The organism is Pseudodonghicola xiamenensis DSM 18339, assembly GCF_000429365.1.
Taxonomy (GTDB): Bacteria; Pseudomonadota; Alphaproteobacteria; order Rhodobacterales; family Rhodobacteraceae; genus Pseudodonghicola; species Pseudodonghicola xiamenensis.
The window spans coordinates 1-26525 of record NZ_AUBS01000029.1 but is presented as its reverse complement, the minus strand read 5'-3'; the positions used below and the strand labels follow the sequence as shown (position 1 = coordinate 26525).

At 64.2% G+C, this 26525-nt stretch carries 26 protein-coding genes and 1 pseudogene; 13 read left to right on the top strand and 14 right to left on the bottom strand.

Going from position 1 to position 26525, the window contains the following annotated elements; genetic code table 11:
* Positions 1-262 precede the first annotated feature (262 nt).
* The 13 genes from G455_RS0117425 to G455_RS0117365 all read right to left on the bottom strand — a co-directional run bounded on the left by G455_RS0117425 (position 263) and on the right by G455_RS0117365 (position 14394).
* Positions 263-1024, bottom strand: coding sequence for a class II aldolase/adducin family protein (locus G455_RS0117425; RefSeq protein ID WP_268246097.1), 762 nt, complete (start codon positions 1022-1024; stop codon positions 263-265).
* Complete coding sequence (locus G455_RS0117420; protein ID WP_028094869.1) at positions 1021-2442, bottom strand: carnitine 3-dehydrogenase; 1422 nt, start codon at positions 2440-2442, stop codon at positions 1021-1023. The genes G455_RS0117425 and G455_RS0117420 overlap by 4 nt, the downstream gene beginning before the upstream one ends.
* Positions 2439-3362 (bottom strand): BKACE family enzyme, encoded by a 924-nt coding sequence (locus tag G455_RS0117415; RefSeq protein ID WP_028094868.1) that lies wholly within the window; start codon positions 3360-3362, stop codon positions 2439-2441. Before G455_RS0117415 ends, G455_RS0117420 begins: the two co-directional genes overlap by 4 nt.
* Before the next feature lie 18 nt (positions 3363-3380).
* A complete protein-coding gene (locus G455_RS0117410; protein ID WP_028094867.1) occupies positions 3381-4166 on the bottom strand; it encodes a carnitinyl-CoA dehydratase in 786 nt (261 codons plus the stop codon).
* Complete coding sequence (locus tag G455_RS0117405) at positions 4163-6214, bottom strand: acetate--CoA ligase family protein (RefSeq protein WP_028094866.1); 2052 nt, start codon at positions 6212-6214, stop codon at positions 4163-4165. Before G455_RS0117405 ends, G455_RS0117410 begins: the two co-directional genes overlap by 4 nt.
* 3 nt (positions 6215-6217) lie before the next feature.
* Positions 6218-7378, bottom strand: a complete 1161-nt coding sequence (locus G455_RS0117400) for an acyl-CoA dehydrogenase family protein (RefSeq protein ID WP_028094865.1) — start codon at positions 7376-7378, stop codon at positions 6218-6220.
* Positions 7379-7465: 87 nt separating this feature from the next.
* Positions 7466-8278, bottom strand: coding sequence for an ABC transporter permease (locus tag G455_RS0117395; RefSeq protein ID WP_028094864.1), 813 nt, complete (start codon positions 8276-8278; stop codon positions 7466-7468).
* The gene (locus tag G455_RS0117390) at positions 8275-9084 is read right to left on the bottom strand and encodes an ABC transporter permease (RefSeq protein WP_028094863.1); all 810 of its coding nucleotides are present in this window, start codon (positions 9082-9084) and stop codon (positions 8275-8277) included. The genes G455_RS0117395 and G455_RS0117390 overlap by 4 nt, the downstream gene beginning before the upstream one ends.
* 58 nt (positions 9085-9142) lie before the next feature.
* Positions 9143-10255 carry an ABC transporter substrate-binding protein gene (locus G455_RS0117385; RefSeq protein WP_028094862.1) on the bottom strand — a complete coding sequence of 371 codons (1113 nt, stop codon included), beginning with the start codon at positions 10253-10255 and terminating at the stop codon, positions 9143-9145.
* 108 nt (positions 10256-10363) lie between these two features.
* Complete coding sequence (locus G455_RS0117380; RefSeq protein WP_028094861.1) at positions 10364-11392, bottom strand: ABC transporter ATP-binding protein; 1029 nt, start codon at positions 11390-11392, stop codon at positions 10364-10366.
* Positions 11393-11496: 104 nt separating this feature from the next.
* Complete coding sequence (locus G455_RS24500; protein ID WP_084437118.1) at positions 11497-12417, bottom strand: LysR substrate-binding domain-containing protein; 921 nt, start codon at positions 12415-12417, stop codon at positions 11497-11499.
* Between the two features lie 94 nt (positions 12418-12511).
* Entirely contained in the window at positions 12512-13258 is a 747-nt protein-coding gene (locus G455_RS0117370; RefSeq protein ID WP_035366956.1) for a class II aldolase/adducin family protein, read from the bottom strand.
* Positions 13255-14394: a TauD/TfdA family dioxygenase gene (locus G455_RS0117365; RefSeq protein ID WP_028094859.1), complete on the bottom strand. Its 1140-nt coding sequence runs from the start codon at positions 14392-14394 to the stop codon at positions 13255-13257. The genes G455_RS0117370 and G455_RS0117365 overlap by 4 nt, the downstream gene beginning before the upstream one ends.
* Positions 14395-14511: 117 nt before the next feature.
* On the opposite strand from G455_RS0117365, the gene G455_RS0117360 reads away from it, so the two are divergent.
* The 12 genes from G455_RS0117360 to G455_RS26460 all read left to right on the top strand — a co-directional run bounded on the left by G455_RS0117360 (position 14512) and on the right by G455_RS26460 (position 25164).
* Positions 14512-15405: a LysR substrate-binding domain-containing protein gene (locus tag G455_RS0117360; protein WP_028094858.1), complete on the top strand. Its 894-nt coding sequence runs from the start codon at positions 14512-14514 to the stop codon at positions 15403-15405.
* 186 nt (positions 15406-15591) lie between these two features.
* Positions 15592-16473, top strand: a complete 882-nt coding sequence (locus G455_RS0117355) for a LysR family transcriptional regulator (protein ID WP_028094857.1) — start codon at positions 15592-15594, stop codon at positions 16471-16473.
* An 88-nt stretch (positions 16474-16561) separates the two neighbouring features.
* Entirely contained in the window at positions 16562-17377 is an 816-nt protein-coding gene (locus G455_RS0117350; protein ID WP_028094856.1) for a putative hydro-lyase, read from the top strand.
* A gap of 50 nt (positions 17378-17427) precedes the next feature.
* A complete protein-coding gene (locus tag G455_RS0117345) occupies positions 17428-18471 on the top strand; it encodes a TRAP transporter substrate-binding protein (RefSeq protein ID WP_028094855.1) in 1044 nt (347 codons plus the stop codon).
* Positions 18472-18481: 10 nt separating this feature from the next.
* Positions 18482-19033: a TRAP transporter small permease subunit gene (locus G455_RS0117340; protein ID WP_028094854.1), complete on the top strand. Its 552-nt coding sequence runs from the start codon at positions 18482-18484 to the stop codon at positions 19031-19033.
* Positions 19030-20313, top strand: a complete 1284-nt coding sequence (locus G455_RS0117335) for a TRAP transporter large permease (protein WP_028094853.1) — start codon at positions 19030-19032, stop codon at positions 20311-20313. The genes G455_RS0117340 and G455_RS0117335 overlap by 4 nt, the downstream gene beginning before the upstream one ends.
* Before the next feature lie 14 nt (positions 20314-20327).
* A complete protein-coding gene (locus G455_RS0117330) occupies positions 20328-21002 on the top strand; it encodes a DUF2848 domain-containing protein (protein WP_028094852.1) in 675 nt (224 codons plus the stop codon).
* Entirely contained in the window at positions 20999-22261 is a 1263-nt protein-coding gene (locus G455_RS24495) for an amidase family protein (protein WP_051312595.1), read from the top strand. Before G455_RS0117330 ends, G455_RS24495 begins: the two co-directional genes overlap by 4 nt.
* A 5-nt stretch (positions 22262-22266) precedes the next feature.
* A complete protein-coding gene (locus G455_RS0117320) occupies positions 22267-23013 on the top strand; it encodes a 5-oxoprolinase subunit B family protein (RefSeq protein ID WP_028094851.1) in 747 nt (248 codons plus the stop codon).
* Positions 23010-24026 carry a 5-oxoprolinase subunit C family protein gene (locus G455_RS0117315; RefSeq protein WP_028094850.1) on the top strand — a complete coding sequence of 339 codons (1017 nt, stop codon included), beginning with the start codon at positions 23010-23012 and terminating at the stop codon, positions 24024-24026. Before G455_RS0117320 ends, G455_RS0117315 begins: the two co-directional genes overlap by 4 nt.
* Positions 24023-24784 (top strand): LamB/YcsF family protein, encoded by a 762-nt coding sequence (locus G455_RS0117310; RefSeq protein ID WP_035366955.1) that lies wholly within the window; start codon positions 24023-24025, stop codon positions 24782-24784. The genes G455_RS0117315 and G455_RS0117310 overlap by 4 nt, the downstream gene beginning before the upstream one ends.
* 221 nt (positions 24785-25005) lie before the next feature.
* Positions 25006-25164, top strand: a complete 159-nt coding sequence (locus G455_RS26460) for a hypothetical protein (protein WP_154664417.1) — start codon at positions 25006-25008, stop codon at positions 25162-25164.
* 18 nt (positions 25165-25182) lie between these two features.
* Here G455_RS26460 and G455_RS0117300 read toward each other — a convergent pair.
* Positions 25183-26222 (bottom strand): annotated as a pseudogene (locus G455_RS0117300) (IS481 family transposase).
* 134 nt (positions 26223-26356) lie between these two features.
* Here G455_RS0117300 and G455_RS24490 point away from each other — a divergent pair.
* A partial coding sequence (locus G455_RS24490; RefSeq protein ID WP_035366953.1) for a transposase occupies positions 26357-26525 on the top strand: 169 nt, incomplete at its 3' end.

Here is a 26525-nt window from a genome sequence, read left to right as displayed (position 1 = left end):
CTGGGATCGGTGATCCCTTGCCTGAGGCGCGCGGTCTGCGGATGTGGATTTCGCCACCGGCAGCAAGCCGGTAGCCTATCGAGCGATACTCCGACCCGAGGCCGGGTTCAAGGGGGGGCTGTGCGCCGTCGCGGCGGCGGTTCCGGCTGGCCGCGAGCGGTTTGGCGAAGAAGTGGTCGTAAGGCTTGCGGCCGCCGAACGTGCTCGGGGGGCGGGCGGCAGGGACGGTCCGGCGATGCGATGCGCCGCCGGACCTGGGCGGTCAGCCTCGATAATCGCTGCCCACCCCGTCGATCGACCGCAGATGCGCGGCCCATTCCAGCGCCAGATCGCCATCTTCTTCGTTCATCTGTACATATTGCCGATGGACCCGCGCGGCGATCTCGTCGTCGATCAGCCGGATCGGCTGGCCGCTGGAGGTGGCGGCGATCTGGATGTCGCAGGCGCGTTCCAGATAGAACATGTTGCTGAACATCTCGGCAGCGCTGCGCCCCGTCGCGATCAGCCCGTGATTGCGCAGCATCAGCACCGGATGATTCCCCAGATCGGCGACGATGCGGTCCCGCTCCTCCAGATCCAGCGCGATACCCTCGAAGTCGTGATAGCCGATCCGGTTGTGGAATTGCAGAGAGATCTGATTGAGCGGCAAGAGCCCCTCTTCCAGGCAGGACACCGCCACGCCCGCGCGGGTATGGGTGTGCATGATCCAGGCGGCATCGTGGCGGTTCATGTGCACCGCGGAATGGATGGTGAAGCCCGCCGGGTTGACCCGATGCGGGCTGCCGTCGACGGTGTTACCGTCGACGTCGATCTTGACCAGGGAGGAGGCGGTGATCTCTTCCCAGCGCCAGCCGTAGGGGTTGATCAGGAAATGCCCCTCCTCTCCCGGAACCCGGGCGGTGATATGGGTATAGATCAGATCGGTCAGCCGGTGCAGCGCCGCCAGCCGGTAGCAGGCGGCCAGCTCTTCCCGGGTTTGTTGTTCTTCGGGAGAGATCGTCATGTCAGTCCTCCTTGATCTCAGGGTCTGTCGCCGACGGCCCCACTAGCGCCTTGGGCAGAGCGGCCGGCATGGGCTTTGGCATAACGGGCGAGTGCCGCGGCCACCTCGGGTTCTGGCGGACAGGCGCGGCGGGTGGTCAGATCAGTATGCAGCAGCAGCGTCTCGATGGTGGCGGCCAGGCCGCCATCCAGCTTGAAGGCGCGGTGGAACAGCTTCATCTTCTTGCCCTCGCCCTGCAGCACCTGGGTGGTGACGCTCAGCACTTCACCCCGCTGCACCTCATCGAGATAGCGGATGCGGGTATCGACGGTGAAAAAGCTCTTGCCGCTGGCGATATAGGCCTCATCGGCGCCAACCAGTTGCATCATGCCGTCGGTGGCCCAGGTGCCAAGCTCCAGATAAGCGGCTTCGTTCATATGGCCGTTGTAATCGGTCCAGGTCACCGGCACGGCGCGGCGCGAGGTAATCGGCAGGCCGTCGATCTCTCCGCCCTCGGGCAGGGTCGCTTCATGGCCGAGGATCACGCCGCCGGCACCGCTGCCGGTGCGGCGCAGTCCGCGCAGGATGGCAACCAGATTGTCGTCGCGCAGCCGCTCCAGCTCGCGCACGGTCTTGCCGCCCGATTGCGCATCGGATTGCCGGCTGATCGTCTCGATCAGCGCCTGATCCAGATCGGGCACGTCCATCAATTTGGTCCAGGGCCAGGACAATGTCGGGCCGAATTGTTCGAGATAGCTTTGCATCCCGGCCTCGCCGCCGGCGATGCGATAGGTTTCGAACAGGCCCATCTGCGCCCACCGCAGGCCAAAGCCCAGCCGGATCGCATCGTCGATCTCGGCGGTGGTGGCGATGCCGTCCTTCAGCATCCACAGCGCCTCGCGCCAGACGGCTTCCTGAAAGCGGTTTCCGATGAAGGCGTCGATTTCCTTGCGCAGGGTCAGGGGCGCCATGCCAAGGGAGGTGACCACCTGAGCCGCCCGGTCGCAGAGCGCAGGCGCGCCGGAGAGTTCGATCAGCGGCAGCAGATAGACCGGGTTGAACGGATGGACCACCACCACGGGATGCCCTTTGGCCGCCAGATCGCTGGCCTTTAGGCCGGAGGTGGAGGAGGCGATAAAGCCCGCCTCTGACAGGGCTGCGGCGATTTCGTCGTAAACGCGGTGCTTCAGATCTAGCCGTTCCGAAACGCTTTCCTGCACCCAGTCGGCGCCCTCGACTGCTTCGGCGATGGAGCCGCAGAAGGAGAGCGTGCCCTCCGAAGGCAGCGCGCGGTCATACAGCGCCGGTAGCGCGGCGCGGGCATTGGCCAACACCTCGCCGATCTTACGCTCGGCCTCTGGATCGGGATCGAAGACCGCCACATCCCAGCCGTTCAGCAGGAAACGCGCCGCCCAACCGCCGCCGATGACGCCGCCGCCGATGATCGCCGCGCGGCTCATGCGCCCACCCCGGCGGGCGCGCGCTTGGTCAGGCCCAGCATGTCGCGTACCTCTTGCGGGCCCATCAGCGTGGCACCCATGTTGGACAGAAGGCTGGCCGCGCGCTCCACCAGTTGCGCATTGGTCGCCAGCACACCGCGATCGAGATAGAGGTTATCCTCAAGCCCCACACGCACATTGCCCCCGGCCAGGGCTGCGGCGGCGACATAGGGCATCTGATCGCGCCCCAGGCTGAAGGCCGACCAGGTCCAGTTTGCCGGCACGTTGTTGACCATCGCCAGAAAGGTGTTGAGGTCGTTGGGGGCGCCCCAGGGGATGCCCATGCACAGCTGCACCAGCGCCGGATCGGCCAGTACACCTTCCTTCACCAACTGCGTGGCGAACCACAGATGGCCGGTATCGAAGGCCTCGATCTCGGGCTTTACCCCCAGCTCGGTCATCATCGCGCCCATCGCGCGCAGCATGCCGGGCGTGTTGGTCATGACATATTCGCCGTCGCCGAAATTCATTGACCCGCAATCCAGTGTGCAGATTTCGGGCAGACAGGCGCGGATATGGGCCATCCGCTCGGTGGCGCCGGCCATGTCGGTGTTCGGCGCGTCCAGCGCCATCGGTGTCTTCGGCCCGCCGAAGGTCAGATCGCCGCCGACCCCGGCAGTGAGGTTCAGCACCACATCGACCTCGGCAGAGCGGATGCGGTCGGTGAGCTCTCGGTAATACTCCAAATCGCGGCATGGCGCGCCGGTTTCCGGATCGCGCACATGGCAATGCACGATGGCGGCGCCGGCCTTGGCGGCGTCGATGGCGGCCTCGGCGATCTCCTGGGGCGAACGCGGCACCAGGCGGCTCTTGTCCTGGGTGGCACCGGCACCGGTGATCGCGGCGGTGAGAAAGAGTTTGCGGTTCATCTGAAGGGGCATGTCGTCTCCTGTCGCGGGTTACCGGCCTTTCCAGACCGGATCGCGTTTTTCTGCGAAGGCACGGGCGCCTTCCTTCTGGTCCTCGGACCGATAGAGCCGTTCGACGGTTTCGAACTGACTCGTGTTGATCCGGTTCATCGCGTCCTGGAACTTCATGTCCTCGGCCTCGCGAGCGATTTCCTTGATCGCGGCGAAGACCAGCGGAGGACCGGCGGCCAGATCGTCAGCCATCTGGCGCACCTGATCCATCAGCTCGGCGGCGGGGACGATACGGTTGATCAACCCCCAACGATGCGCCTCTTCGGCATCGAACCAGCGGCCGGTGTAAAGCAGCTCCATCGCGATGTGATAGGGGATGCGCTTGGGCAGTTTGATCGAAGCTGCATCGGCGACGGTGCCAGAACGAATTTCAGGCAGGGCGAAGGTGGCGTGATCGGCGGCGAAGATGATGTCGGCGCTGATCGCAAGTTCCAGCCCACCGCCGCAGGCGATGCCGTTGACGGCGGCGATCACCGGCTTGTTCAACCCGCGCAGCTCCTGCAATCCGCCAAAGCCACCCTTGCCGTAATCGGCATCCGGCCCTTCGCCCTCGGCGGCGGCCTTCAGATCCCAGCCAGGACAGAAAAACTTCTCTCCCGCACCGGTGATGATCGCTACACGCAGCTCCGGATCGTCCCGGAAGGCGGTGAAAATCTCGCCAAGCTCCTGGCTCGTCGCCATGTCGATAGCATTGGCCTTAGGCCGGTTCAGGGTGACTTCCAGGACGGCGCCGCGGCGCTCGGTCAGTACATTTTTCAGCGTCATTTTACCTCTTCCATTCTGATGAGGGCATCTGCCGCAACCGCGCCGGCAGCGCGGCAGATCAGCGGGTTGATTTCGATTTCATGCAGCGCGCCTGCGTGGGTCTGCACCAGGGATTGCAGCGCCATGACGGTGTCGATCACCGCCTCGATATCTGCCCCGGGGCGGCCCCGGTAACCGGAGAGCAGCGGCGCGGTGCGCAGGCTTTGCAACGCTGCGCGGATGTCGTCGCGGCTGGCCGGGATCAGCACCGAAGCGGTGTCTCGGATCAGCTCGGTCAGGATGCCGCCCAGCCCCAGCGTCAGGACGAAACCATGCGCCGGATCACGCGTCACACCGACGATCAGCTCGGCGACGGTCCCGGTGATCATTTCCTCGACCAGGAAGCTGGTCGCGGGCATTTTCGCGGCGGCCTGTGTCACCTCATCGGAACTGGCGAGGTTCAGCACCACAGCCCCGGCCTCGGTCTTGTGGGCGATGCCTTCGCCCTTGAGCACCACGGGAAAGCCGATTTCGGTGGCGCAGCTTCCGGCGCTCTCGGCGCGGTCGGCCTGCAGCGATCTCGGCACCCGGATACCTGCCTGCGACAGCAGAGCCTTGGCCTCGGCCTCGGAAAAGATGCGCGGGGCACTGCAGCCGTTGACCGGCTGCGTTACCGGCTCAGGGCGTGCATTGCGCGCGTTCGGGGCCAGTACCGACGCGCGGATTGCCCGAAGCGCATCGCCCATCCCGCAAAGCGGCACGATGCCCAGCTCGAGCGCCTGACGCGCCACCGGCTCGGGCAGACCTTCGGCCAGCAGCGAGACCATGGCCATCGGCGTTCCCGTCGCCTTTTGGGTCTTGGCGACCGCGCGCAGCACCTGGTCGTAGTCGGGGGCCTCGAAGCGGTCGGTGCGGGGATAATCCACCACCACGCAGCCCATCCCCAGGTCGGCCCCGGTATCGCACAGGGCAGTGAAGGCTGCTGTCAACGCATCCTCGTTTCCCCAGATATAGGTGTTGTAATCCAAGGGGTTGGCCAGAGCGACCTTGGGGCCGAGCACGGCGCGGAGCCCGGTCTTCTGAGCATCATCCAGGGGCGGATAATCCACGCCCGAGATCGCGCCCATGTCGGCCATCAGCGATGCCTCGCCCCCCGAGCAGGAGGCCGATGCGATACGCGCCGAGCGCAGGCCGCCGGTGACGTGCAGGATCTTCAGCGTTTCGACGAGCTCCGAGGGGGTTTCGACCTGGGCGATGCCAAGCCGCCGCAGCAGGGCCCTGGCCCCCGCGTCCGACCCTGTGAGCGAGGCGGTATGCGAGACCGCCGCCGCCTGCGCCTGTTCGGATGCGCCGACACGCAGCGCGGCAATGGGCTTGCCCAGGTCGGCCGCGTGGGCCGCCAGCGCCTCGAAGGCGGGCAGATCGCTGATCCCCTCGATGTGCAGACCCAATGCCGTGATGCGCGGATCCTCGAGCAGCGCGATGCCCAGATCGGCCATCGAGGTCTGGGCCTGATTGCCCGCCGCGACGACGGTGGCCAGTGGCAGGCCACGGCGCTGCATGGTGAGGTTGATCAGCACGTTGGACGACTGGCCAATGACCGCAACACCCTTTTCACAGGGCGAGAGACCGTGCCGGTCCGGCCAGAGTGCCACGCCGTCAAGCGCGTTGACGATGCCATAGCAGTTCGGGCCGAGGAGGCGCATTTCGCCGGCGGCTTCGACCAGTTTGGTCTGAAGTTCGTCCCCGTCCGCCAGTTCGGAGACTGCCTCGCTGAAGCCGGCGGCAAAACAGACCGCCCCGCCGCACCCCATGGCGGAAAGCTCTCCCGCGATTTGCACCGAGAGGTCACGATTCACTCCGATGAATGCGGCATCCGGCGTAGCGGGCAGGGAGGCGAGATCAGGGTAGGCGGGCAGGCCGCCGACGTCGGATCTCTTGGGGTGTACCGGCCAGATCGGTCCGGTAAAGCCGGTTGCGCGGCACTGGCGCACCACGCTTTCGCACCAGGTGCCGCCACCGATGACGGCGATGGCCCGGGGCGAGAAAAAACGGCTGAGCGGCTGCATGCGTTAGGCTCCCAGTGGCCGGAAGAGGTCTCGGCTGATGATGTGGCGTTGGATTTCCGACGTGCCGTCCCAGATGCGTTCGACACGGGCATCGCGCCAGAACCGCTCGATGGGGAGCTCATCCATCAACCCCATGCCGCCGTGGATCTGCAGCGCCCGGTCGGTGACCCGCGCCAGCATTTCCGAAGCATAGACCTTGGCTGAGGCGATCTCGCGGTTCGCCGGCAGTCCCTGATCCAGCCGCCAGGCCGCCGAGAGGGTCAGCAGGTCGGCCGCGTCGATTTCCGTGATCATATCGGCGATCTGGAAGCTGACGCCCTGGAACTTGCCGATGGGCTGGCCGAACTGCTTGCGCTCGGCGGCATAGCTCAGCGCGTGATCGAAGACCCGGCGCGCGCGCCCGACCGAGTTCGTGGCGACAGTGATCCGGGTGGCATAGAGCCATTCGTTCATCACGTCGAAGCCGCCGTCGACGTCGCCCAGGACCTGCGCGTCCGAGAGCCGGCAGTTGTCGAAGTAGAGGATCGAGTTCTTGTAGCCCCGGTGCGAGACCGAGTTGTAGCCGCGGGCGATCTCAAACCCGGGGGTGCCGCGATCGACGAGGAAGCAGGTGATCCGCTTCTTCGGTCCGCGCGGGGTTTCATCGACGCCGGTGGCGACGAAGACAATGACGAAATCCGCATGCTCGGCGCCGGAGATGAAGTGTTTCGAGCCGTTGATCACCCAATCGCCGCCCTCGCGGGTGGCGGTGCATTTCATGCCACGCACGTCCGAGCCGGCATCGGGTTCAGTCATCGCCAGCGCATCCATCTTTTCGCCGCGGACGGCAGGCATCAGATATTTGTCGATCTGGTCGCCCTTGCAGGCCATCAGGATGTTCTGGGGCCGGCCGAAGAAATGGGTCAGCGCCATGGAGCCGCGGCCCAGTTCACGTTCGACCAGCGCGAAATCAACGTGGCTCAGCCCCGGACCGCCGACGCTTTCGGGAAAGTTCGAAGCGTAGAAACCAAGGTCAATGCATTTCTGCTTGATCTCCTGCGCGATCTCGGCAGGCACTTCGCCTGTGCGCTCGACCAGGGTTTCATGCGGATAGATCTCGTTTTCCACGAAGCTGCGGACGGTGGAGACGATCATCTCCTGTTCATCGGTCAGACCAAAATGCATGTCGCACCTTATTTCTCTTTGGGATTGTTTCTTGTGTTCGGAGGGAAGGGCGCACGGCCGGGACCGTGCGGCAGTGTTGCGTGGGGTCTATTTCGCCCGGGCCTCCCTGCGCATGAGCAGGATCGCGCGGAGAATGATCACGGTGCTGACCACGAGGATCAGCAGCACCGAGAGCGCTGCAATAGAGGGATCGACATTATCGCGCAGACCCATCCACATGCGGCGCGGCAGGGTGATGGTGTCGACCGAGGTCACGAAGAGCGTCACGCCGATTTCATCCCAGGACAGCAGGAAGCACAGGAAGAACGCCCCGAGCAGACCGAACCGTACATTGGGGAGGATCACCCCAAAGACCCGTCTGGCCACGCTGGCGCCCATGGATTGGGCCGCCAGATCCATGCGCCGGTCAAGCTGGCTGAGCGAGACCATGATGACCACAACCGCATAGGGGACGATCATCACCATATGGGCCAGGATCACCCCGCCCAGCGAGTCATAGGCGATGAGGTCGTTCCATTGTGACAGGCGGGTCAGGAAGAAATAGAGCGTCAGCGATGATACGACGGGCGGCGCCACCATGGGCAGCAGGACAAAGCCGGTCATCACACCAGACAGTTTCGGGCGCAGCATCCAGATGCCGATACAGAAGGCCGTCGCTAGAACCACCGCCAGCAGGCTGGCGATCAGCCCCACCTGAACCGAGGTGAGGAAACTGTCGAGCCAGGCGGGATCCTCGAGCAGGGCCCGGTAGTGGCGCAGCGAGTATTTGCCGTCCGGCAGGCTGAGATAGCGGCGCGAGGTGAAGCTGACCGGGATCACCGCGATCAGCGGCATCAGCAGGAAGAGCGCGACTAGCGCGGTGAGCAATGTGGCGATGCGCCCGGGGCGAAGCCTGATCATTTGGCCACCTCCCCATAGCGACGCATCAGCAGGACGAGGATGCCCCCCACCGCGATCATCAGGATCACGCTCATTGCCGCGGCCATGCCCCATTGCGGGATCTGGAAGATCCAGAGGTAGATCAGCTCGGCGATCAGAACCGATTGGCCGCCGCCCAGCAGGGCCGGGGTCACGAAGAAGCCGATCGAGAAGACGAAGACCAGAAGGGTGGCGCCGATGATGCCGCTGGCGGTCATCGGCAGGAACACCTGCCAGAAGATGCGCAGGCGGGACGCGCCCATGCCATCGGCGGCGGTCAAAACGCGTTCGTCGACATTGCGTATGGCGGTGGCCAGGGGAAATACGGCGAAGGGGATGAGGTAGTGCGACATGCCGATGACGACCGCGAATTCATTGCGGGTCATCTGCAACGAGGCGTCGATCAACCCGAGATCTTTGAGCCAGGTATTGAGCAGTCCCCGGTTCGACAGCATCGACATCCACCCGAAGGCGCGGCTGAGGACTGAAATCCAGAACGGGATCATGATGCACAGCTCGGTCAGGCTGCGTACCAGGGGCCGGCCGCGCACCCAGAGCAGGGTGATGATATAGGCGGCGATCACCGACACGACGGTCACGATCGCGCAGATCCGCAGCGTCCGCCAGATCACGCTGAGCGTTAGCGGATCGGACAGGACATGGCGATATTGGGCAAGTCCGGGATCGGGATCGCTGAAGCTGAGCTGCATGATCCCGAGAAACGGCAGCAGGTAGCTGCACCCGAGGAACAGCAGCAAGGGGCATATCAGAAAAAGAAAGGCGCGCATGAGAGGGTCCTTGCGCCGCTCTTGCGTGAACCTGGGCAAGAGCGGCGCTGTCAGCGGGTCAGGCGGAGATGATCTGCAGATACGCGTCGAGCGCGGCGCTGTAGTTTTCCTCGTACCAGGCCATATCGAGAGGGACCTGCTTGGCGAAGTTTTCCGGATCGACCGGATTGAACATGCGCTCCTCCTCGGGGATCAGCGCATCTGCCGCCGGGTTGCCGGGGCCGTTGCCCAGCAACTGGAACAGTACCACCTGGCGCTCGGGCTCCTGTGTGGCTGCGATATAGCGCATCGCCGCCTCGGTGCCGCCGGGGTTGTCCTTGATGACGGCAATGCCGCCCGGCCCGATGATCCCGTCGTTCCAGGTGAAGGAAATTTCCCCGTCGGTATCCTTGTAGAGAAGGCTGGCGCGGGTGTTCCAGATCAGCGCCATGGAGACATCGCCGTTCAGCAGCAGCGATTGGCTTTCCGCACCACCGCCCCAGAAGGCACCGATGTGATCCTTGAAACCAGCGATCTTGGCATGGGCGCGCTCCAGATCAAGCGGATAGAGATCCTCGGGGGCCACGCCATCGGCCAGAAGAGCGGCCTCCCACATGCCGGCGCCCCACTTGTACATGGACCGCTTGCCGGGGAATTTCTCGGTATCGAAGAAATCCGCCAAGGAGGTCGGCGGCGTGTCGTATTGGGTCGCATCATAGGCGATGACATAGGAATAGAAATAGCACGACGAGGAATATTCCCATTGGAAGCCCTCGCGCTGTTTGGCCGGGTCGACGATGCTGTAGTCGATCGGCTCGATCATGCCCTTGCGGCCAAGCGCCTGTGCCGAGAAGGGCTCGGCATCGACCAGGTCCCAGGTCGGGTTGCCGCCCTTGGCCTGCGCGATGATTGCCCCTTCGGTGGGGCCCGAGCCGTCATAGCGCACATTGATGCCGGTTTCGGCGGTGAAGGGTTTGCCAAAGGCTTCGTTCATGGCGGTGAGCGCATCGCCGCCCCAGTTCACGAAGACCAGATCGTCAGTGGCCGCCTGGGCCCGGCCGGTGCCCAGCCCGAGCGCCGTCGTGCCCAGCAGCGCGCCCATGCCCTGCATGAGCTGGCGGCGCGAGATCTGGCCCTTGTCGAGCCGTTCCTTGAGGATCGCCATGCAATCGTTGCGAAAATTCTGGTTCATGTTCTCACTTTCCTGTTGGGTTTGTTGTTTTGGTTGCTGACCTTGGGATGCGAGACGCCGGCCCGGGTCACGCGGTGGCCCGGATCAGAGATTTTTTGTGGGGTGAGGTCAGACCGCGAAGCTGTCGCGGGCATCCCATGCGACCCGGAGTTCCGATCCGGGGCGCATGTCGGTGGGGTCGTTGTCGAGATAGAGCATCAGCTCCTCTCCCCCGCTGGTTTCCAGGAGAAGCCTGGATTTCGAACCGAGATAGACGCGATCGCGCAGCCGCACCGGCAATTGGATCGCATCGTCATCGGCGGCGAGGCGCATATGTTCGGGACGGATGGCGAGGTGGCTTTGCCCGGCGATAGTCTTCGGCAACTCGATCGCCGTTTCGGCCAAGCAGCCGGTGCTGCCGTCGAGCGACAGCAGGTTGATGTCGCCGAGGAATTCGGCAGTGAAGCGGTTGGCCGGTCGCTCGTATACCTCTTCCGGGGTGCCGATCTGCTGCAGTTCGCCATGGTTGAAGATGGCGATATGCGTCGAGAGCGCCAGCGCCTCTTCCTGATCGTGGGTGACGAAGACGAAGGTCGTGCCCAGGTCGCGGTGCAGACGACGCAGTTCTTCCTGCATCTGGCCGCGTAGGTTCTTGTCGAGCGCCGAGAAGGGTTCGTCCAGCAGCAGCACTTTCGGCTCATAGGCCAGGGCGCGGGCCAGGGCCACCCGTTGCTGCTGGCCGCCCGAAAGCGCCGTGGGCTTTTTCGCTTCGTGACCGGATAGGCCGACCATCTCGACCATCTGGGCGACGCGGTCGGCGATCTGTGCCTTCGACCGCTTCTGCACCTTCAGGGGAAAGGCGATGTTCTCGGCGACCGTCAGATGTGGAAACAGCGCGTAGCCCTGGAACACCATGCCGAAACCGCGCTGTTTTGCCGGCCAGTTCGTCATGTCCTGACCGTCGAACAGAAGGCGCCCCGAGCTGGGGGCGTCATAGCCGCCGATCAGCGTCAGAAGCGTTGTCTTGCCAGAGCCCGAGGGGCCAAGCAACGACAGGAATTCACCCTCGGCGATACCCAGGTTGATATCGCCCAACGCTTTGAATTTACCGTATTTCTTCCCGATCGAACACACTTCGATTTGCGTTGTGCTTGCCACAATCGCCTCGCTTTCTGGTTCTTGTCCACAGTGTCTCAAGCGTAGGGAAGCCGGAGGAAAGACTGCAAATGAAACCTATTGAATAGGGAGGCAAATGAAATTTGTCAGGCTGTGTTTTCTGGGTGAAGACGGTTCACTTCCAAGCGTGTTTTCAACCAGTTATGGAATTCCGTGACGATCGGGTTTTCCAAGCTCTCCTCAGGTGTACAGAGAAAATACCCGGTATCCGAGTGCAAAGAACGGGCAAATGGTCGCATCAGCTTGCCGTTTTCCAGGTCGTTGCGCCAAAGCACGGTGTCGCCGATCGCGATTCCTTCGCCGGCCAGAACGGCAGTATGCACGATGTTCATGTCGGAATAGCAGACGCCCCGGTTGGCGTTTTCCATCGGCAGGCCGGAAAGCTGCATCCATTTCCGCCAGTCGGTGAAGTCGTACATATGCAGCAGCGTGGCGCGTTCGAGATGGCGCGGGTCACTGAAACCTTCGAAGCGCGTCAGATATGCGGGGCTGCACAAGGGGGTGAATTCCACTGCCAGCAAGGGTTCGGCATGGACATGGGGCCGGGCATCATCACCGAAGGTGATGAAGGTATCGGCCTCGGGGTTGCTGGTATCGGCGAGGTTGCGGGCGCTGACGATGTTCAGCACGACTTCTGGGTTTTCCTCGATAAAGTCACGGACATGCAGGCAGAGCCAGGCCGAGACGAAGCCCGGCGGCGCGCTGACCGTCAGTCGTCCGCTCAGCCCGTGCTGGCTGGCCCGCGCCGAGGAGCTGGCGATCATGCTCAATGCACGGCCTACGTCTTCGGCATAGGTCCGGGCGCGGGGAGTGACCACGGTACGGTTGCCGACCCGTTCGAGAATTTTGAACCCCAGATCGCGTTCAAGCAGCCGGAGCTGATGGCTGATCGCGCTACGGGTGACGTTCAGCTCTTCGGCTGCGAGCCAGAGCGCACCGTTGCGGGAAACGCTCTCGATGGCGCGCAGCGCCTGGATGGACGGAAATCGTTTGATGGGGGCCTCCATAAGCTGTTGCGCCTCCAGAGCGTAATGCAGGAGACGCAGGGAGGCCAGGTAGCCGGGGCCGCGACAGGGCCCCGGCGCAATCGCAAGGTCTGCCCTAAAGGGCAGGAAGCTGGGACTTGAGAAAGGCGAAATGGCGATCGGCCATGCCACGATAGGCGCGCCAGCCATCGGCGGTATTTTGTGCAACCGCGTCGGACAGGACGGCCAGTTTCTCGCCGGTCGAGCGGGCGAGAATCAGAGTCTGGGCAGCTTTCTCGAAGAAATAGAGATCTTCGAAGGCATCGGCCACGGTTTCCCCGACGATGCTCACGCCATGATTGCCCATAATCAGCACGGTCTTGTCGCCAAGTGCCTCTGCCAGCCGCTCGCCTTCCTCTTCGGCATCGGCGATGCCGCCGAAATCGAGATCATAGGCGGTTCGCCCATGGAAACGGGCGGTGTTGTTGTCGATCGGGACCATGGTGGGATCGGCAAGGCAGGAGAGCGCTGTCGCATAGGGCGAATGGCAATGCAGGATCACCTTTGCCTCTGGCTTGCGTCGGTGCAGGGTCCCGTGCACGCACCAGGCCGAGGCATCGGGCGCGTCAGGGCGGCTCAGCACGGTTTTGTCGTGGCTATCGAGCAGCAGCAGGTCTTCGGGCCGGATGGTTGCGAAATGCTGCCAACGTGGATTGAGCAGGAAACGGGCTCCATCCTCTGAAACCGCGGCGCTGAAGTGGTTGCCGACGGATTCGCTCCAGCCCATCTGGTGGCAGATGCGAAACGCCGCGGCGAGGTCCTGCCGCAACGCGACAGGATCTTGGGCCGGGTCCGGCAGGGTATGAAGAGGGGCCGCAGTCATCGCTTGAACCGTCCTTCGCTGACCAGCGCGCGATAGGTCGATCGCATCTCGGCTCGGTCGGTATAGCAGCCACGCAGATAGCGGTCGCCGCTCGTTGCCGAATAGGCCGCGCGCCCGTGCACGATGCGGTGATTGTCGAACACCATGCATTCGCCGGCCTTCATCAGGAACCGCATCATGTACTTGTCTTCCTGCAGCATCCGACCGAACCGGCAGAAGGCGGGATAATAGCTGTCCAGCAGATCCTGGGGCAGGTCGATGATATCCAGCATGTGCTGGCTGATGGTCAGCCCGGAGACTTCGCCATGCTGGTCCAGTTCGATCACGGTCTGGCGCGAGCGCATGTCATAGTCGTCGTGTTCGCAATAGAAGGGGATGGCGATTTCAGACAGCAGCTTGAAGCCCTCTGGATCGCGGTGACGGAAATCGTTCGCCACCGCCACGCCATCGGCATAGAGGCTTTCTCCCCCCTGCACAGAATTGACCCGGCAATGCAGGAACTGGACGCCCGGCGCGTGTTCCTCGGCGGGGGTGTCGGTGTGCAGCTCCAGCGCCGCCGCAGTATAGGCGGTGTTGGTCGGGTTGATATGGGTGCGCACGTCGAAGTAATCGCCGAAGAAGGTCGGCCGGACCTGGCCGATCAGGCTTGCGGTCTCGGTCAGGCCGGCGTCGCTGTCGGGCATGTCGGTCAGGATCACGAAGCCCTTGACCAGCATCGCCTCGATCCATCGGGTTCGCGCGGCGGGGTCGGCCATCAGCTCGGGTTGGCTGAAGCGGGGGACATCGGGGTAGTGATCGCTGTACCAGGCCTGGCGCGGCAGGTCCGAGGGATCCGGGCGCGGCGTAGCTTCCTTGTAGCTTTCAAGCCAGCTCAGCGGAAAGCGGGTGACATGATCCTCACCCTCCCAGACGATTTCCAGCGCGTCGCCGTCGATCTTCGCGTTGGCGGCGCGCGGCGCTGCGTCGAGATGGAAAATGTCGAAGCTGCGTTCGCGCGTATCGGCGTTGAACGAGGCCGGGCAATTGTCGCGCAGCCAGAAATAATTGAAGTAATGGGGGCTGCCGTCGGACAGGATGATATCAAGGCCCTTTTCCTTCAGGGAGGGGGTCGAGACCGGAGGCGTCATCACATTCATGTTGTATCTCAGGATGTTGGGGGAGTGTTGTGAAGGAGTGTGAAACCAACATCTCACGTCTTTCATTTTCGAAACAGACGGATTAGCCTGAAGATAACTTAAGCAAATGGTGAAGTTTTGAGCTCCCTTCCTCCATTACGGTTGCTGACCACCTTCGAAGCGGTGTCACGCCATGGGTCGATGCGGCAGGCGGCTGCGCGGCTCAACGTGACGCAGCCGGCGATCAGCCAGGCGCTCAAGGCACTGGAGGCCCATGTCGGTATGGCGCTGTTCGACCGGAGCACGCGTCCGGCGCGGCTGACCGAGGCGGGTGAGCTGCTGGCCCGCGCGGTGCGGGATGGTCTGGGGCAGATCTCGGCCGCGCTGGAGGATATCCGGAGCCTCAGCGGACAAGACGACAGTCAGATCACCGTGTCCTGCACCCTTGGCATGGCGACGTATTGGCTGATGCCGAGGTTGCCGGATTTCTACGCCCGCAATCCTGAGGTTACCGTCAATGTGCAGGCGCCCTCCACTGACCTGCCGCATCTTGCGCCGGGCATCGACATTGCCGTGCGCTATGGCACTGGCGCCTGGCTCGAAGGAAGAACGATGAAGCTGTTCGATGAACAGGTTTGCCCCGTGGGTGCGCCGGCGCTGGTCGAACGGCTGTTGGCCGAAGGCGTGGGGCTGGACCGTGCGCCGCTGATCCATGTGCGAAGCCCGCACAACCAGCATTGGGCCGGGTGGGAGGACTATCTGCGCACCCGCGGCGTCAATCGCGCCCGGCTGGCTGGGCAGAGCTTCAACAATTATGTGCAGGCGGCGCAGGCTGTGCTGGACGGGCGTGGTCTTATGCTGGGGTGGCGTTCGATCGCTGCCGGGGCGGTCCGCGAGGGGGCGCTGCGCATGTGGCCGGGTGGAGAGGTCGATCTGGGGACCGGCTATTTCGTCACTGCGGCGACACCGACGTCACGGACCGCGCAGAGCTTTCTTGACTGGATCGTCGGGGTGGACCCCTTGCAGTTCTGATCGGAGGAGGGGAGGCGGCTTGCGGCGTGCCGGTCGCTTCGCGCAGGCATGCGGTCCTATCCGGTGGCGATCTTGCGGCCGACCTTGCCATGACAATTGCCGGGGCAAGGATGTCCCTCCGTGGCCCTGTTGGCAACCTGGCGCAATCGCTTGACAGCGGGGCCGCGCAGGGCATTACGCTTCGCCATGTTCGACTTCAAAGACATCGAAATCATCCGCTCCGTTGTGCGATATGGCGGCTTCCGTGCGGCCTCGGACGCGACGGGGCTGGCGCAATCGGCGATTTCCCGGCGAATCCGGCATCTCGAGGATCGGATGGGGATCACCATTTTTGAACGCGACGGGCGCGGTGTGCGGCTCAGCGCGACGGGGCGCAGGCTTTGCGACGAAGGCGAGGTGCTTGTCGCGCAGCGGGATCGGATCGTCGAGGAATTGACACAGGGCATGATGGCCGGGGTCGTTCGGCTTGGCGTGGCCGAGACGATGACCCACACGATCCTGCCGCGTATGTTGACCACCCTGGGCCACCGTCACCCGATGTTGCGTTTCGAGATCTCGGTCGACACCTCGGACCAGATGGAGCAGGCACTGAAGGACGATGCGCTCGATGTCGCGATCTTGCTGCGCGATCAGGCGCCGCGCGGCATCGTGCTGGCGCCACTGCCGCCGGTGAGCATGGGCTGGTTCGTGTCGCCTGAGCATTTCACCTTGCCCAGCCCGGCGGGGATCGAGGATCTGGTGTCGCTGCCGATCGTGTCATTCCCGAAAAGTACCATTCCGCACCGGCAGGTGCTTGAACGGCTCAGCTCAGGCCGGCGGCGTCCGGCCACGGTGCATGGGTCCGCGTCATTGGCGACCATGCTGCATCTGGTGCAGCAGGGATTCGGGATCGGCACGATTCCGCATTCCATCGTGGCGGCCTGGCCGCATGCCATGCTGCGCGAGATCGAGGTTCTCCCTGAGGCGGTGTTGCCGCCGCTTGAGTTCGGGATTTGCTACGATCCTGAAAGAAACGAGGAAATCGGGCGCGCCGTGACGCTTGCGGCGATCGAGGCAGCGACTGATTGATCTCATAATTAGATCATTTTTGGTGATAAATGAACTCTTGATCCAGTCGGTGGTTCCGCGGGATTCTGACTGGAACCGGAGGACTTCGATGACCGAACTCACTAATTCCATCCTTGATCCCAAAAATCTGCGCGCGCAGATTCGCGACGGTCGGTTCCTCGGGCCGACAGCAGGCCATGGCGGCGATGCGCTGCAGGCCAACTTGGTGATACTTCCCGGGGAAGACGCCCAGGACTTCCTGCGTTTCTGCCAGGCCAACCCGCAGCCCTGTCCGCTGCTGGCGGTGGGAGAGCCGGGCAATCCGGCGCTTCCGACGCTTGGCGATATCGACCTGCGCCACGACTTGCCGCTCTATAGGGTGTGGCGCGACGGCGAACTGGTCGAGGAACCCATCGACATCGCCGATCTGTGGCGTGACGATATGGTGTCCTTTGCCATCGGCTGTTCGTTCAGCTTCGAAGATGCGCTGACCCGCGCCGGCATCCCGGTGCGCCACCAACTGGCCGGGCGCAACGTGCCGATGTATCGCACCAATCTTGCGACCCGACCGGCGGGCAAGTTCTCGGGCCCGGTGGTGGTGAGCATGCGGGCGATGCCGGCGGCCGACGCCATTCAGGCGGTCTCGATCTGCCAACGTTTTCCGCTGGCCCATGGCGCGCCGGTTCATCTGGGCGATCCGTCGCAGATCGGGATCGCCGACATTCACCAGCCGGATTATGGCGATGCGCCCGACATCCGGCCTGGCGATATTCCGGTGTTCTGGGCCTGCGGAGTTACCCCGCAAGCGGCGATCGTTGCCGCCAAGCCCGCTCTCGCGATTACCCATGCCCCGGGGCACATGCTGGTGACTGATATCCCCTCCGGCCAGGCCGATCGTCGCCTGACCGGTGTTCATGCCGGCTGACGCCCCCGGTTCCGACGACCAGAACGAATTAACCCAACAGGAGACCTCTCATGAAAAAGACAATGATGACCGCAATGACGGTCGCGCTTCTCGGTTCCGCCGCCTATGCCGAAGACCAGTTGGCCGTAGTCGGCAGCTGGTCCAACCTGCCGCTTTACAAGCAGTTCACGACGCCGTTCTGGACCGAAGAGCTGCCGAAGCTGACCGATGGTGCATTCAGCGCGCAGCTCACCAGTTTCGATCAGATGGGCATCGCTGGCGGCGACGTGCTGCGCATGCTTGGTGATGGGGTCTTCGACATTGGCCAGACGGTTGCCGATTACACGGTTGGCGATGCGCCCGAGCTCGAGGGGCTCGATGTGCCGCTGGTCGCGATGACGGCGCAAGAGGCCAAGGCCATGGTCGACGCGGCGCGCCCCATGGTGTCGGACATCATGCACGACCGTTTCGATGCCGAGCTTCTGGGCATCGCGCCCTATCCGCCGCAGGTGGTCTTCTGCAAGGGCGCCATCACCTCGCTGGACGACCTCAAGGGCAAGAAGGTTCGCGGCTCGGGGCGGATGACCACGAAGCTGCTCGAGGCGCTTGGCGCCGAAGGGGTGAACATCGCCTTCTCCGAAGTGCCGGGGTCGCTCCAGCGCGGGGTGATCGACTGCGCCGTGACCGGTGCCGGATCGGGCTATTCTGCTGGCTGGTGGGAAGTGTCCGATCACCTGCTGACGCTGCCGCTCGGCGGCTGGGACTCGGTGGTGATCGCGATGAACAAGGATCGCTATGACGGTCTGGCGCCCGAGGCGCAGCAGCAACTCAAGGCTGCGGTCAAGGTCGGGCTTGAGGACAAGGCCTGGGCTGCGGCGCAGGGTGGCCTCGAGAACGACATCGCCTGCCTGACCGGGCAGGGTGAGTGCACCTCGGGTGAGACCGCGTCGATGACGCTGGTCGAGGCCAGCCCGGCGGACATGGAAACGGCGCGGACGGTGCTTGAGACCCAGGTGCTGCCCGATTGGGCTGACCGCGCCGGTGCTGACTGGGCTCGCCGTTGGAATGACAGCGTCGGCAAGGTCGTCGGCGTGACCGTGCCCGTTTCCAACTGAGGTGCCCCTTGTGAGCCTGATCGACAGATTGGAAGGCGCGCTGCGGCGCGCCAACCGCCTCGTCGCGTTGCTGCTTGGAGCGGCGTTGGTGGCAACGATTGTCTTTGTCCTGGTCGACGTGATCGGGCGCAAGACCGGCTGGGGCTCGTTGGGGGGCTCAGACGAGATCTCGGGTTATGTGATGGCGGCCGTGGCAAGCTGGGGCCTGGCCTGCGCGCTGCTTGACCGCGCCCACGTCCGGATCGACCTGATCCGGCAACGTCTGGGCGCGGGCGGGCAGGCGATGATGGATCTGTTCGCCATGATCGTGACCAACGGCGTCGTCATGCTGATCGCCTATCATTGCTGGCCGGTGCTGGAGAAAACCCTGGAACGCGGGTCGCGTGCAAACACCCCGCTTGAAACGCCTCTGTGGATTCCGCAGGGCATCTGGTTCTCCGGATGGGCCTGGTTCGCGCTGAGCGCAACTTTGCTGAGCCTGATCGGCATCGCCTATCTGGTTCAGGGCCGCCGGGCGGAATTCATGGCCTCGATCGGCATCGGCTCGGAGCTCGACCAATGATCTGGACTGTCGCAGTTTCTCTTCTCGGGCTTATGGCCCTGTCGATTCCGGTGGGGATCGTATTGTTCATCCTCGGCATCGGGGTGGGGGAATTCTTTTCCGCCTTTCCGTTGCTGCGTGGGCTGGGCCAGGTGATCTGGTCTTCCTCCTCTTCCTCGACCCTGATCGCCATTCCGCTGTTCGTCTTGCTGGGCGAGATCCTGGTGCGCGGCGGCGTCGCGGCGCGCACCTATGGGGCGCTCGACAAATGGCTGAGCTGGCTTCCGGGCGGGCTGATCCATGCCAATATCGCGACGGCGACCATGTTCTCGGCGACCTCGGGATCGTCGGTGGCAACTGCCGCGACCGTGGCGACCGTGGCGATGCCGCAGGCCGATCGGCTGAATTACGACCCTAAGCTGTTTTCCGGGGCGATCGCGGCAGGGGGCACGCTGGGCATTCTGATCCCGCCGTCGATCAACCTGATCGTCTACGGCTTTCTGACCGAAACCTCGATCCCACAGCTCTTTTCGGCGGGACTGGTTCCTGGGCTGCTGATGGCGCTGGCCTTCGTGATCGTCACGGCGGTGATCTGCAAGCTCCGCCCGGGGCTTGGTGGTCCGTCGCGCAGCTTCAGCTGGTCTGATCGCATGCGCAGCCTCGTGCAACTGGTGCCGATTATCATCCTGTTCACCGTGGTCATCGGGTCGATCTATGCGGGGTGGGCAACGCCTACCGAATCCGCCGCCATCGGTGTCGTCATCGCGGTGCTGATCGCGATGACGCTGGGCAGCGGGTTGGGTCTGGGCACCATCGCCGAGGCGTTGCATGGCACCATTCGCATTTCGGCGATGATCATGCTGGTGATCGCCGGGGCCTATTTCCTCAACTTCGCCATGACCTCGGCGGGGCTGGGGCGTCAATTGACCGCCTTGCTGGGGAACACTGGGTTGCCGCCTCTGGGCACCCTGCTGCTGGTGGTGCTGCTCTATCTCGTGCTCGGGTTCTTCATCGAGACACTGTCTCTGATGGTCGCGACGATCCCGATCATCGTGCCGATCGTCGCCGGGCTTGGCTATGACAAGGTCTGGTTCGGGGTGCTGATGATCGTCTTGATCGAGATGGCGCTGATCACGCCGCCGGTGGGGCTGAACCTCTTTGTCGTGCAGGGCGCGCGGTCGAAGGGCTCGATGAACGAGGTGATCCTCGGCGTCATTCCCTACGTCCTGGTCATGCTCTGCATGATTGCCCTGCTGATTGCCGCGCCGGGTCTGGCGCTCTGGCTGCCCTCCATCCTTTGACAGGAGACTACATGATGACCCTCGAATTTCGCGCGAACGGCGCGCCGCTTCCGCTCGCCCTGAAACATCTCATCGTCGCGGGCTGGACTGGGCGCGACGCCGCCGCCATTGCCCACCACATCGAGGAGCTCGCCGCGCTGGGCGTGCCGGCGCCGTCGCAGACGCCGCTTTATTATCGGGTGTCGGCGCCCTTGCTGACCATGGCGCCGGAGATCGAGGCGGTTGGCGGCGCATCCTCCGGCGAGGTCGAGCCGCTGATCGTGGTGGCGGGCGGCAAACGCTATCTCGGGCTTGCGTCGGATCACACCGACCGTGCGCTCGAGGCGCATTCGGTGGCGATGTCGAAACAGGTCTGCGCGAAACCCTGCGCGGCAGAGCTCTGGCCCTGGGACGAGATCGCCGACCGGATCGAGGAGATCGAGCTGACAAGCTGGATCGAGGAGGCCGGCGAATGGGTGCTCTACCAATCGGGTACCATCGCCTCGATCCGCCCGTTTGCCGATCTGATCGAGGGCAGCGGTATTGTCGCACTTTCCGAGGATGGACCCGTGGCGATGCTCTGCGGTACCTTCGGCGCCAAGGGCGGCGTGCGTCCGGCCGGGCGGTTCCGGATGGAGATGCATGACCCGAAGAGCGGGCGCAGGATCGTCCATGAATACGAAACCATTGCCCTGCCGGAGGTCGCATGAGCCAGGAACTGCACGTAAAGGTCGAGGAGGCGATTGCTCGCGTCGAGGCCTTGCCCACCGCGGAGCGTCGCGCGATCTTCACCGAATTCTCGCCTGAGCGCATTCGCGCCGAGGCGGCTGATCTGCAGCGCCGCCACGCGGCGGGCGAGGCACTGCCGCTTTATGGCACGTTGGTCTCGGTCAAGGATCTCTTTGACGAGGCGGGCCAGGTCACCAGCGCCGGGTCGCGCCTCTTGGCCGACCGTCCGGCGGCGCAGACGGATGCCATTGCCGTCGCCCGGTTGAAAGCCGCCGGGGCGCTGATGTTCGGGCGGACTTCGATGTCCGAATTCGCCTATTCCGGCGTCGGCCTTAATCCGCATCACGGCACGCCCTCGGGCGCGCTGGTCGCCGGCGGCATGCCCGGGGGATCGAGTTCGGGTAGTGCGGTCTGCGTCGGGCTCGGGATCACCGATGCGGCGATCGGCACCGATACCGGTGGCTCATTGCGCATTCCCGCCGCCGCCAACGGTATCTGGGGCTTCAAGCCGAGCCAGGGCCTGATCGACGCGCAGGGCGTGCATCCGCTGGCGCCGACCTTTGATGTGCCGGGCCCGATGGCGGGTGACCTGGGTCTGCTGCGGCGGCTTGCCGCGGTGATGGCCGATGACGCGCTTGAGGCGAGCGTTCCGGCCAGCCTGCGCCTCGCGGTGCCGACCGGTGCCTTTACCGACGGCCTGTCAGAGGAGGTCGCCGTGCTGTTCAAGGCAGAGATGGCGCGGATCGCGGATCTGGGCCATGCGCTGGTGACCGTCGATATGTCCGAGATCGGGGCCGCGATCTCGCTCAACCGGATCATCGTGGCGGTCGAGGCGCATCGCATCTATGCCGACGATCTCGACCGGCTGGAGCAGGTCGGCGATCCGCGCGTGCTTTCGCGCATCCGCTTCGCCGAGACGCTGAGTGCCGATGAGATCGCTGCCGCCTATGCCCGCCGCGCCGAGATCGTTGCGCGGTTCGATGCGGCGATGGCGGGGGCGGATGCCATGCTCGCCCCGACGTTGATGCGTCTGCCGCCCAGCATTGCCGAGGTCGAAGCCGAATTCGACCGGCTCAACGTCGAAATGTTGCGCAACACCTCTCTGGTGAACTTGGTCGACGGCTGCGCGCTGGCGATGCCGACACCGGGGGCAAGGCCGGCCTATGCGATGACCATGCTGGCGGGGGTCAAGGGCACCGATGCGCGGCTTCTCGCGATTGCGGATGCACTGAACGGGTGAGCGCGATGACCTTGTCCACACCGCTGACCGCGGAGGTCCTGCCCGCTGGTGTCGACGGGTTTCTCGTGCGGTTTTCGCTGACGCCGGACCCGGTGGCGATGACGGCGGCACGGCGCTTTGCCGCCCGGCTCGAGGCCGGCGCGCCCGAGGGGCTGAGCGAAATCGCCGCCGCGCTGGTGTCTGTCCTTGTGCGCTTCGATGCCACGTTGGCGGATCGTTCCGAACTGAAGACCCGTCTCGAGACAATGGCGCGGGAGACGGTGCAGGGCCCGCTCGAACTGCCGGAGCCGGCGCGCCGCTGGACGATCCCGGTGGCATTCGGGGCGGAGCAGGGGCCGCAATTGGCCGAGGTCGCCGCCGCCCTGGGGATCAGCGAAGAGGCCGCCGTCCGGCAGATTTGCGAGGCCGACCTGCGGGTCTTGACCATCGGCTTTGCCCCCGGCCAGCCTTACATCGGCCTGATGCCCGAGGCCTGGAATCTGCCGCGCATGGCGCAGCTCAACCCCTCGGTTCCGGCGGGCGCCCTGGTGGTGGCCGTGCGTCAGTTCGTTCTCTTCGGCGCGGCCTCGGCCACCGGCTGGCAGCAGGTCGGGCGTGCCGCGTTCCGCACCTTCGTTCCCGAGCGTGAGCCGCCGATGCCTCTGCTGGGCGGCGATGCGATCCGCTTCGCGCCTGCCGCCTGGGACGAGATCGCAGACCTTGCCGAGGATGGTGACCGTATGGGCGGCGCAAGGCTGGAGGTTCTGCGATGACTGCTGTGCAGATTTCCCGTGCCGACGGTATCCTGACGGTGCAGGACATGGGCCGGCCCGGGCATCTTGCAGAAGGGTTGTCGCGCGGCGGCGCAATGGATCGTTGCGCGCTGCTCGAGGCGGCGGCGCTTCTGGGGGTGAACGCTCCGTGCGCGGCGATCGAAATGGCGGGGGCTGGGGGCGAATTCTCCGTGACCGCCCCGACCCGGATTGCGCTGACCGGTGCGCCGATGTCGGCGACGCTGGACCAGGAGCCGCTGCAGTGGAATGCCAGCCATCTTGTGCTGCCGGGGCAGAAACTGCGCATTGGCGGCGCGCGCGCCGGGGTCTACGGGTATCTCACGCCGGCGGGCGGTATCGCCACCGATCCCTGGCTGGGCAGCCGTGCGGCGCATCTGAACATCGGTATCGGCCGCACCCTTGCGCCGGGTGACAGCCTGCCGGTCGGTGACGATCCCGTGCCGGAACGACCGGCCCATGGGTTTGTCCCCGATGCGCGATTCGAGGGCGGCACGTTTCGGGTGATCGACGGGCCGCACACCGCGCTGTTCAGCGACGAGGTGCTCGAGGCCTTTTACACGACCGCCTTCCGGCGCGGTGCGCGCGGCAACCGTCAGGGCATTCAGCTTGATGCCGACGCGCGCTTTACCAGCGCCCATGCAAAGGGTCTGGCCTCTGATCTCATCGGGCCGGGCGACGTGCAGATGACCGGTGATGGGGTGCCCTATATCCTGATGTCGGAATGTCAGACTGTCGGAGGCTATCCGCGGATCGGTACGGTGCTGCCATCTGATCTGCCGCTGGTGGCGCAGGCGGCCCCGGGGGTGATCCTGCAGCCCCGGCGCATTTCCCTTGAGGAGGCGATCGCGACGATCCGTTCGGAGGCAGAGCTGTTGCGCGACCTGGCGGGCCGCTGCGCCCCGCTGGTTCGGGATCCGGCGACGATCCGCGATCTTCTGTCCTATCAACTGGTGAGCGGGGTGACCTGCGGCGACGATCTGGAGCGCGTATGAAAATCGACTTGAATTGCGACATGGGCGAGGCTTTCGGCCCCTGGCGGATGGGCGAGGACGCGGCGCTGCTCGATCTGGTGTCTTCGATCAATGTTGCTTGCGGCTTTCATGCCGGCGACCCGCAGGTGATGGCCGCGACCATGCGCGGCGCGGTGTCGCGCGGGGTGGGGATCGGGGCGCATCCCGGGTTTGCCGATCTGCAGGGCTTTGGCCGCCGCCGCATGACGCTGTCGGCAGATGAGCTTGGCAATATCGTTGCCTATCAGTTGGGTGCGGCGCAGGCGATGGCCCGCAGGGCCGGGGGACGGGTGCGCCATCTCAAGTTGCACGGGGCGTTGTCGAACATGGCGGCCGAGGATGTGCAGATCGCGCGGGCCTGTTTCGAGGCGGCGCTGCGGGTGGAACCGGGCATCTGTCTGTTCGTGCTGCCGCAGACCGCGATGGAACAGGCCGCGCGGGAGCTGCAGGCGAATTGGGTCGGCGAAATCTTCGCCGATCGGGCCTATGCGGACGACGGATCGCTTGTCAGCCGGTCCGAGGCCGGGGCTGTCCTGGATGATCCGGCCGAGGTGGGCGCGCGGATCGAGGCGATGCTGCGCGAGGGCGCCATCATCGCGGCGAGCGGCAAGCGCATTCCCTGTCGGATCGACACCGTTTGCCTGCATGGCGATGGGGCTGAGGCGGTGGTCATGGCACGGGCGCTGCGCGACCATCTTGTCGGGGCCGGGATCGCGGTCAGCTGCGCCACGGCCGGATAGGGCGACCTGCAGCCAGGCCCCTGAGCGCTTGCGCCGTGCCGCAGGCGCAACGCAGTTCCTGTCGGAACTTGCTCGATATAGTGGGCGAAAGTTTCGGGGCAGGCAGCGCATGCAGCGCTCGGGAGCGGCCTTCGTGGAGTAATATTCCCACTCTGCGGCTTGATCGGGCCGAGGCAAATCGCCGTCATGGGGGCGTCGCTCGACCGGACAGGAACGTTGCCTTGACTGAAGACCGATCTTCGTGCGCCCGCCGCAAGCTTCCTGGCGGGTCGAACCGCATCCGCGCCGTGACCGAGGCAGACCGGAATGTCGTGCACAGGCTGTGTGCCGCGGCACATGCGGCATCCTATCTGCGCGCCATGCTGGTCTTCCCCGACTGAAGTGATCCTCCGCTATGTTTAGGTGTTCAGTCCCGGCATCTGTTGGATCGGATTTAGGATGAATCTGTCGGGCTCGGATGTCCAGATCTTGCAAATGTATTCGTAGGGTGTGAGCCCGTTGAGGGTCTTGAGCCTGCGGGCGAAGTTGTAAGCCGCGATGAAGTCGGTGAGATGGGCGCAGAGCTGATCGTGGCTATCGTAATGGAAGCGTTTCACGGTGGCCTCCTTGATCGTTCGGTTCAGCCGCTCGACTTGGCCGTCCCTCGGGAAAACAGTCCCCCGGAATGTTTTCCGATCCTCGGAACTCCATGGATGGTTCGGTTTGGTCAGCCGGTGCTCGATCCCGTTCGCCTCGCAGATCAAATCGAACCGCATGGGCCGGGAATAGGCGGTGTTCCTGTTCCGAGGCTGGTCGGCGAACTGAATGCCGCTCGCCATTGGGCTCGAACCGATGGCGCCTTCAATGGCTCGCTCGGTCAGGATCGTATGGATGCGGTAGGGAACGGCCTCCAGCAAGTGCTCCAGAAACTCCCAGGCGGTGCGCCTGTCGGCCTTTTCAACGAGCTGGGTGACGGCAAACTTGCTGGTGCGGTCGATTGCCACGAAGAGATATAGCTTGCCTTCAGAGGTCTGTACTTCCGCGATATCCATATGGAAGAAGCCTATGGGATATCGTTTGAACCGCTGGCGTTTTGGCTTGTCGCCTTCGACCTCGGGCAAACGCGAGATGCCGTGACGTTGCAGGCATCTGTGCAACGCCGAGCGGGTTAGGTGCGGGATTGTGGGCGGCGGGGCATAGAGGCAGTCGTCCAGCGGCAAGAGCGTGTGTCGCCGAAAGGCAACGACCATCGCCTCCTCGGCCTGAGAACGGAGGACCGGGGCTCCTTGGGCGGCCCAGTCTTCAAATCCTCGACCGTCTCGCGCTTGCGCCACTTAGCCACCGTCTTCGGATTGATCCCCAGTTCCCGACTCAGCGCCGCGGTCGAAGCTTGCGATCGCTGTATTGCTGCTCGGATGGCGTGCGTGGTCGTGGCGCAGCCGTGACGAACTTGTCCCATAGTGCTTCCTTCCATTCCAGCGAATGGATCGCACCATCAAACCATGGGATCAAACACCTAGGCTCAGGACCCATTAATCGGCTTGCGGCGCCACTGGCGGCGTGATTCACGCTCTCCAACTATAGGAGGGTGTGGTGAGCAATCTTTTCTGGCTGAGCGACGAGCAGATGGCGCGGCTCGAGCCGTTTTTTCCGAAGAGCCATGGCCGCCCACGGGTCGATGATCGTCGTGTTCTGAGCGGGATAATCTTCGTCAACCGCAATGGGTTACGCTGGAGCGATGCACCGAAGGAATACGGTCCAG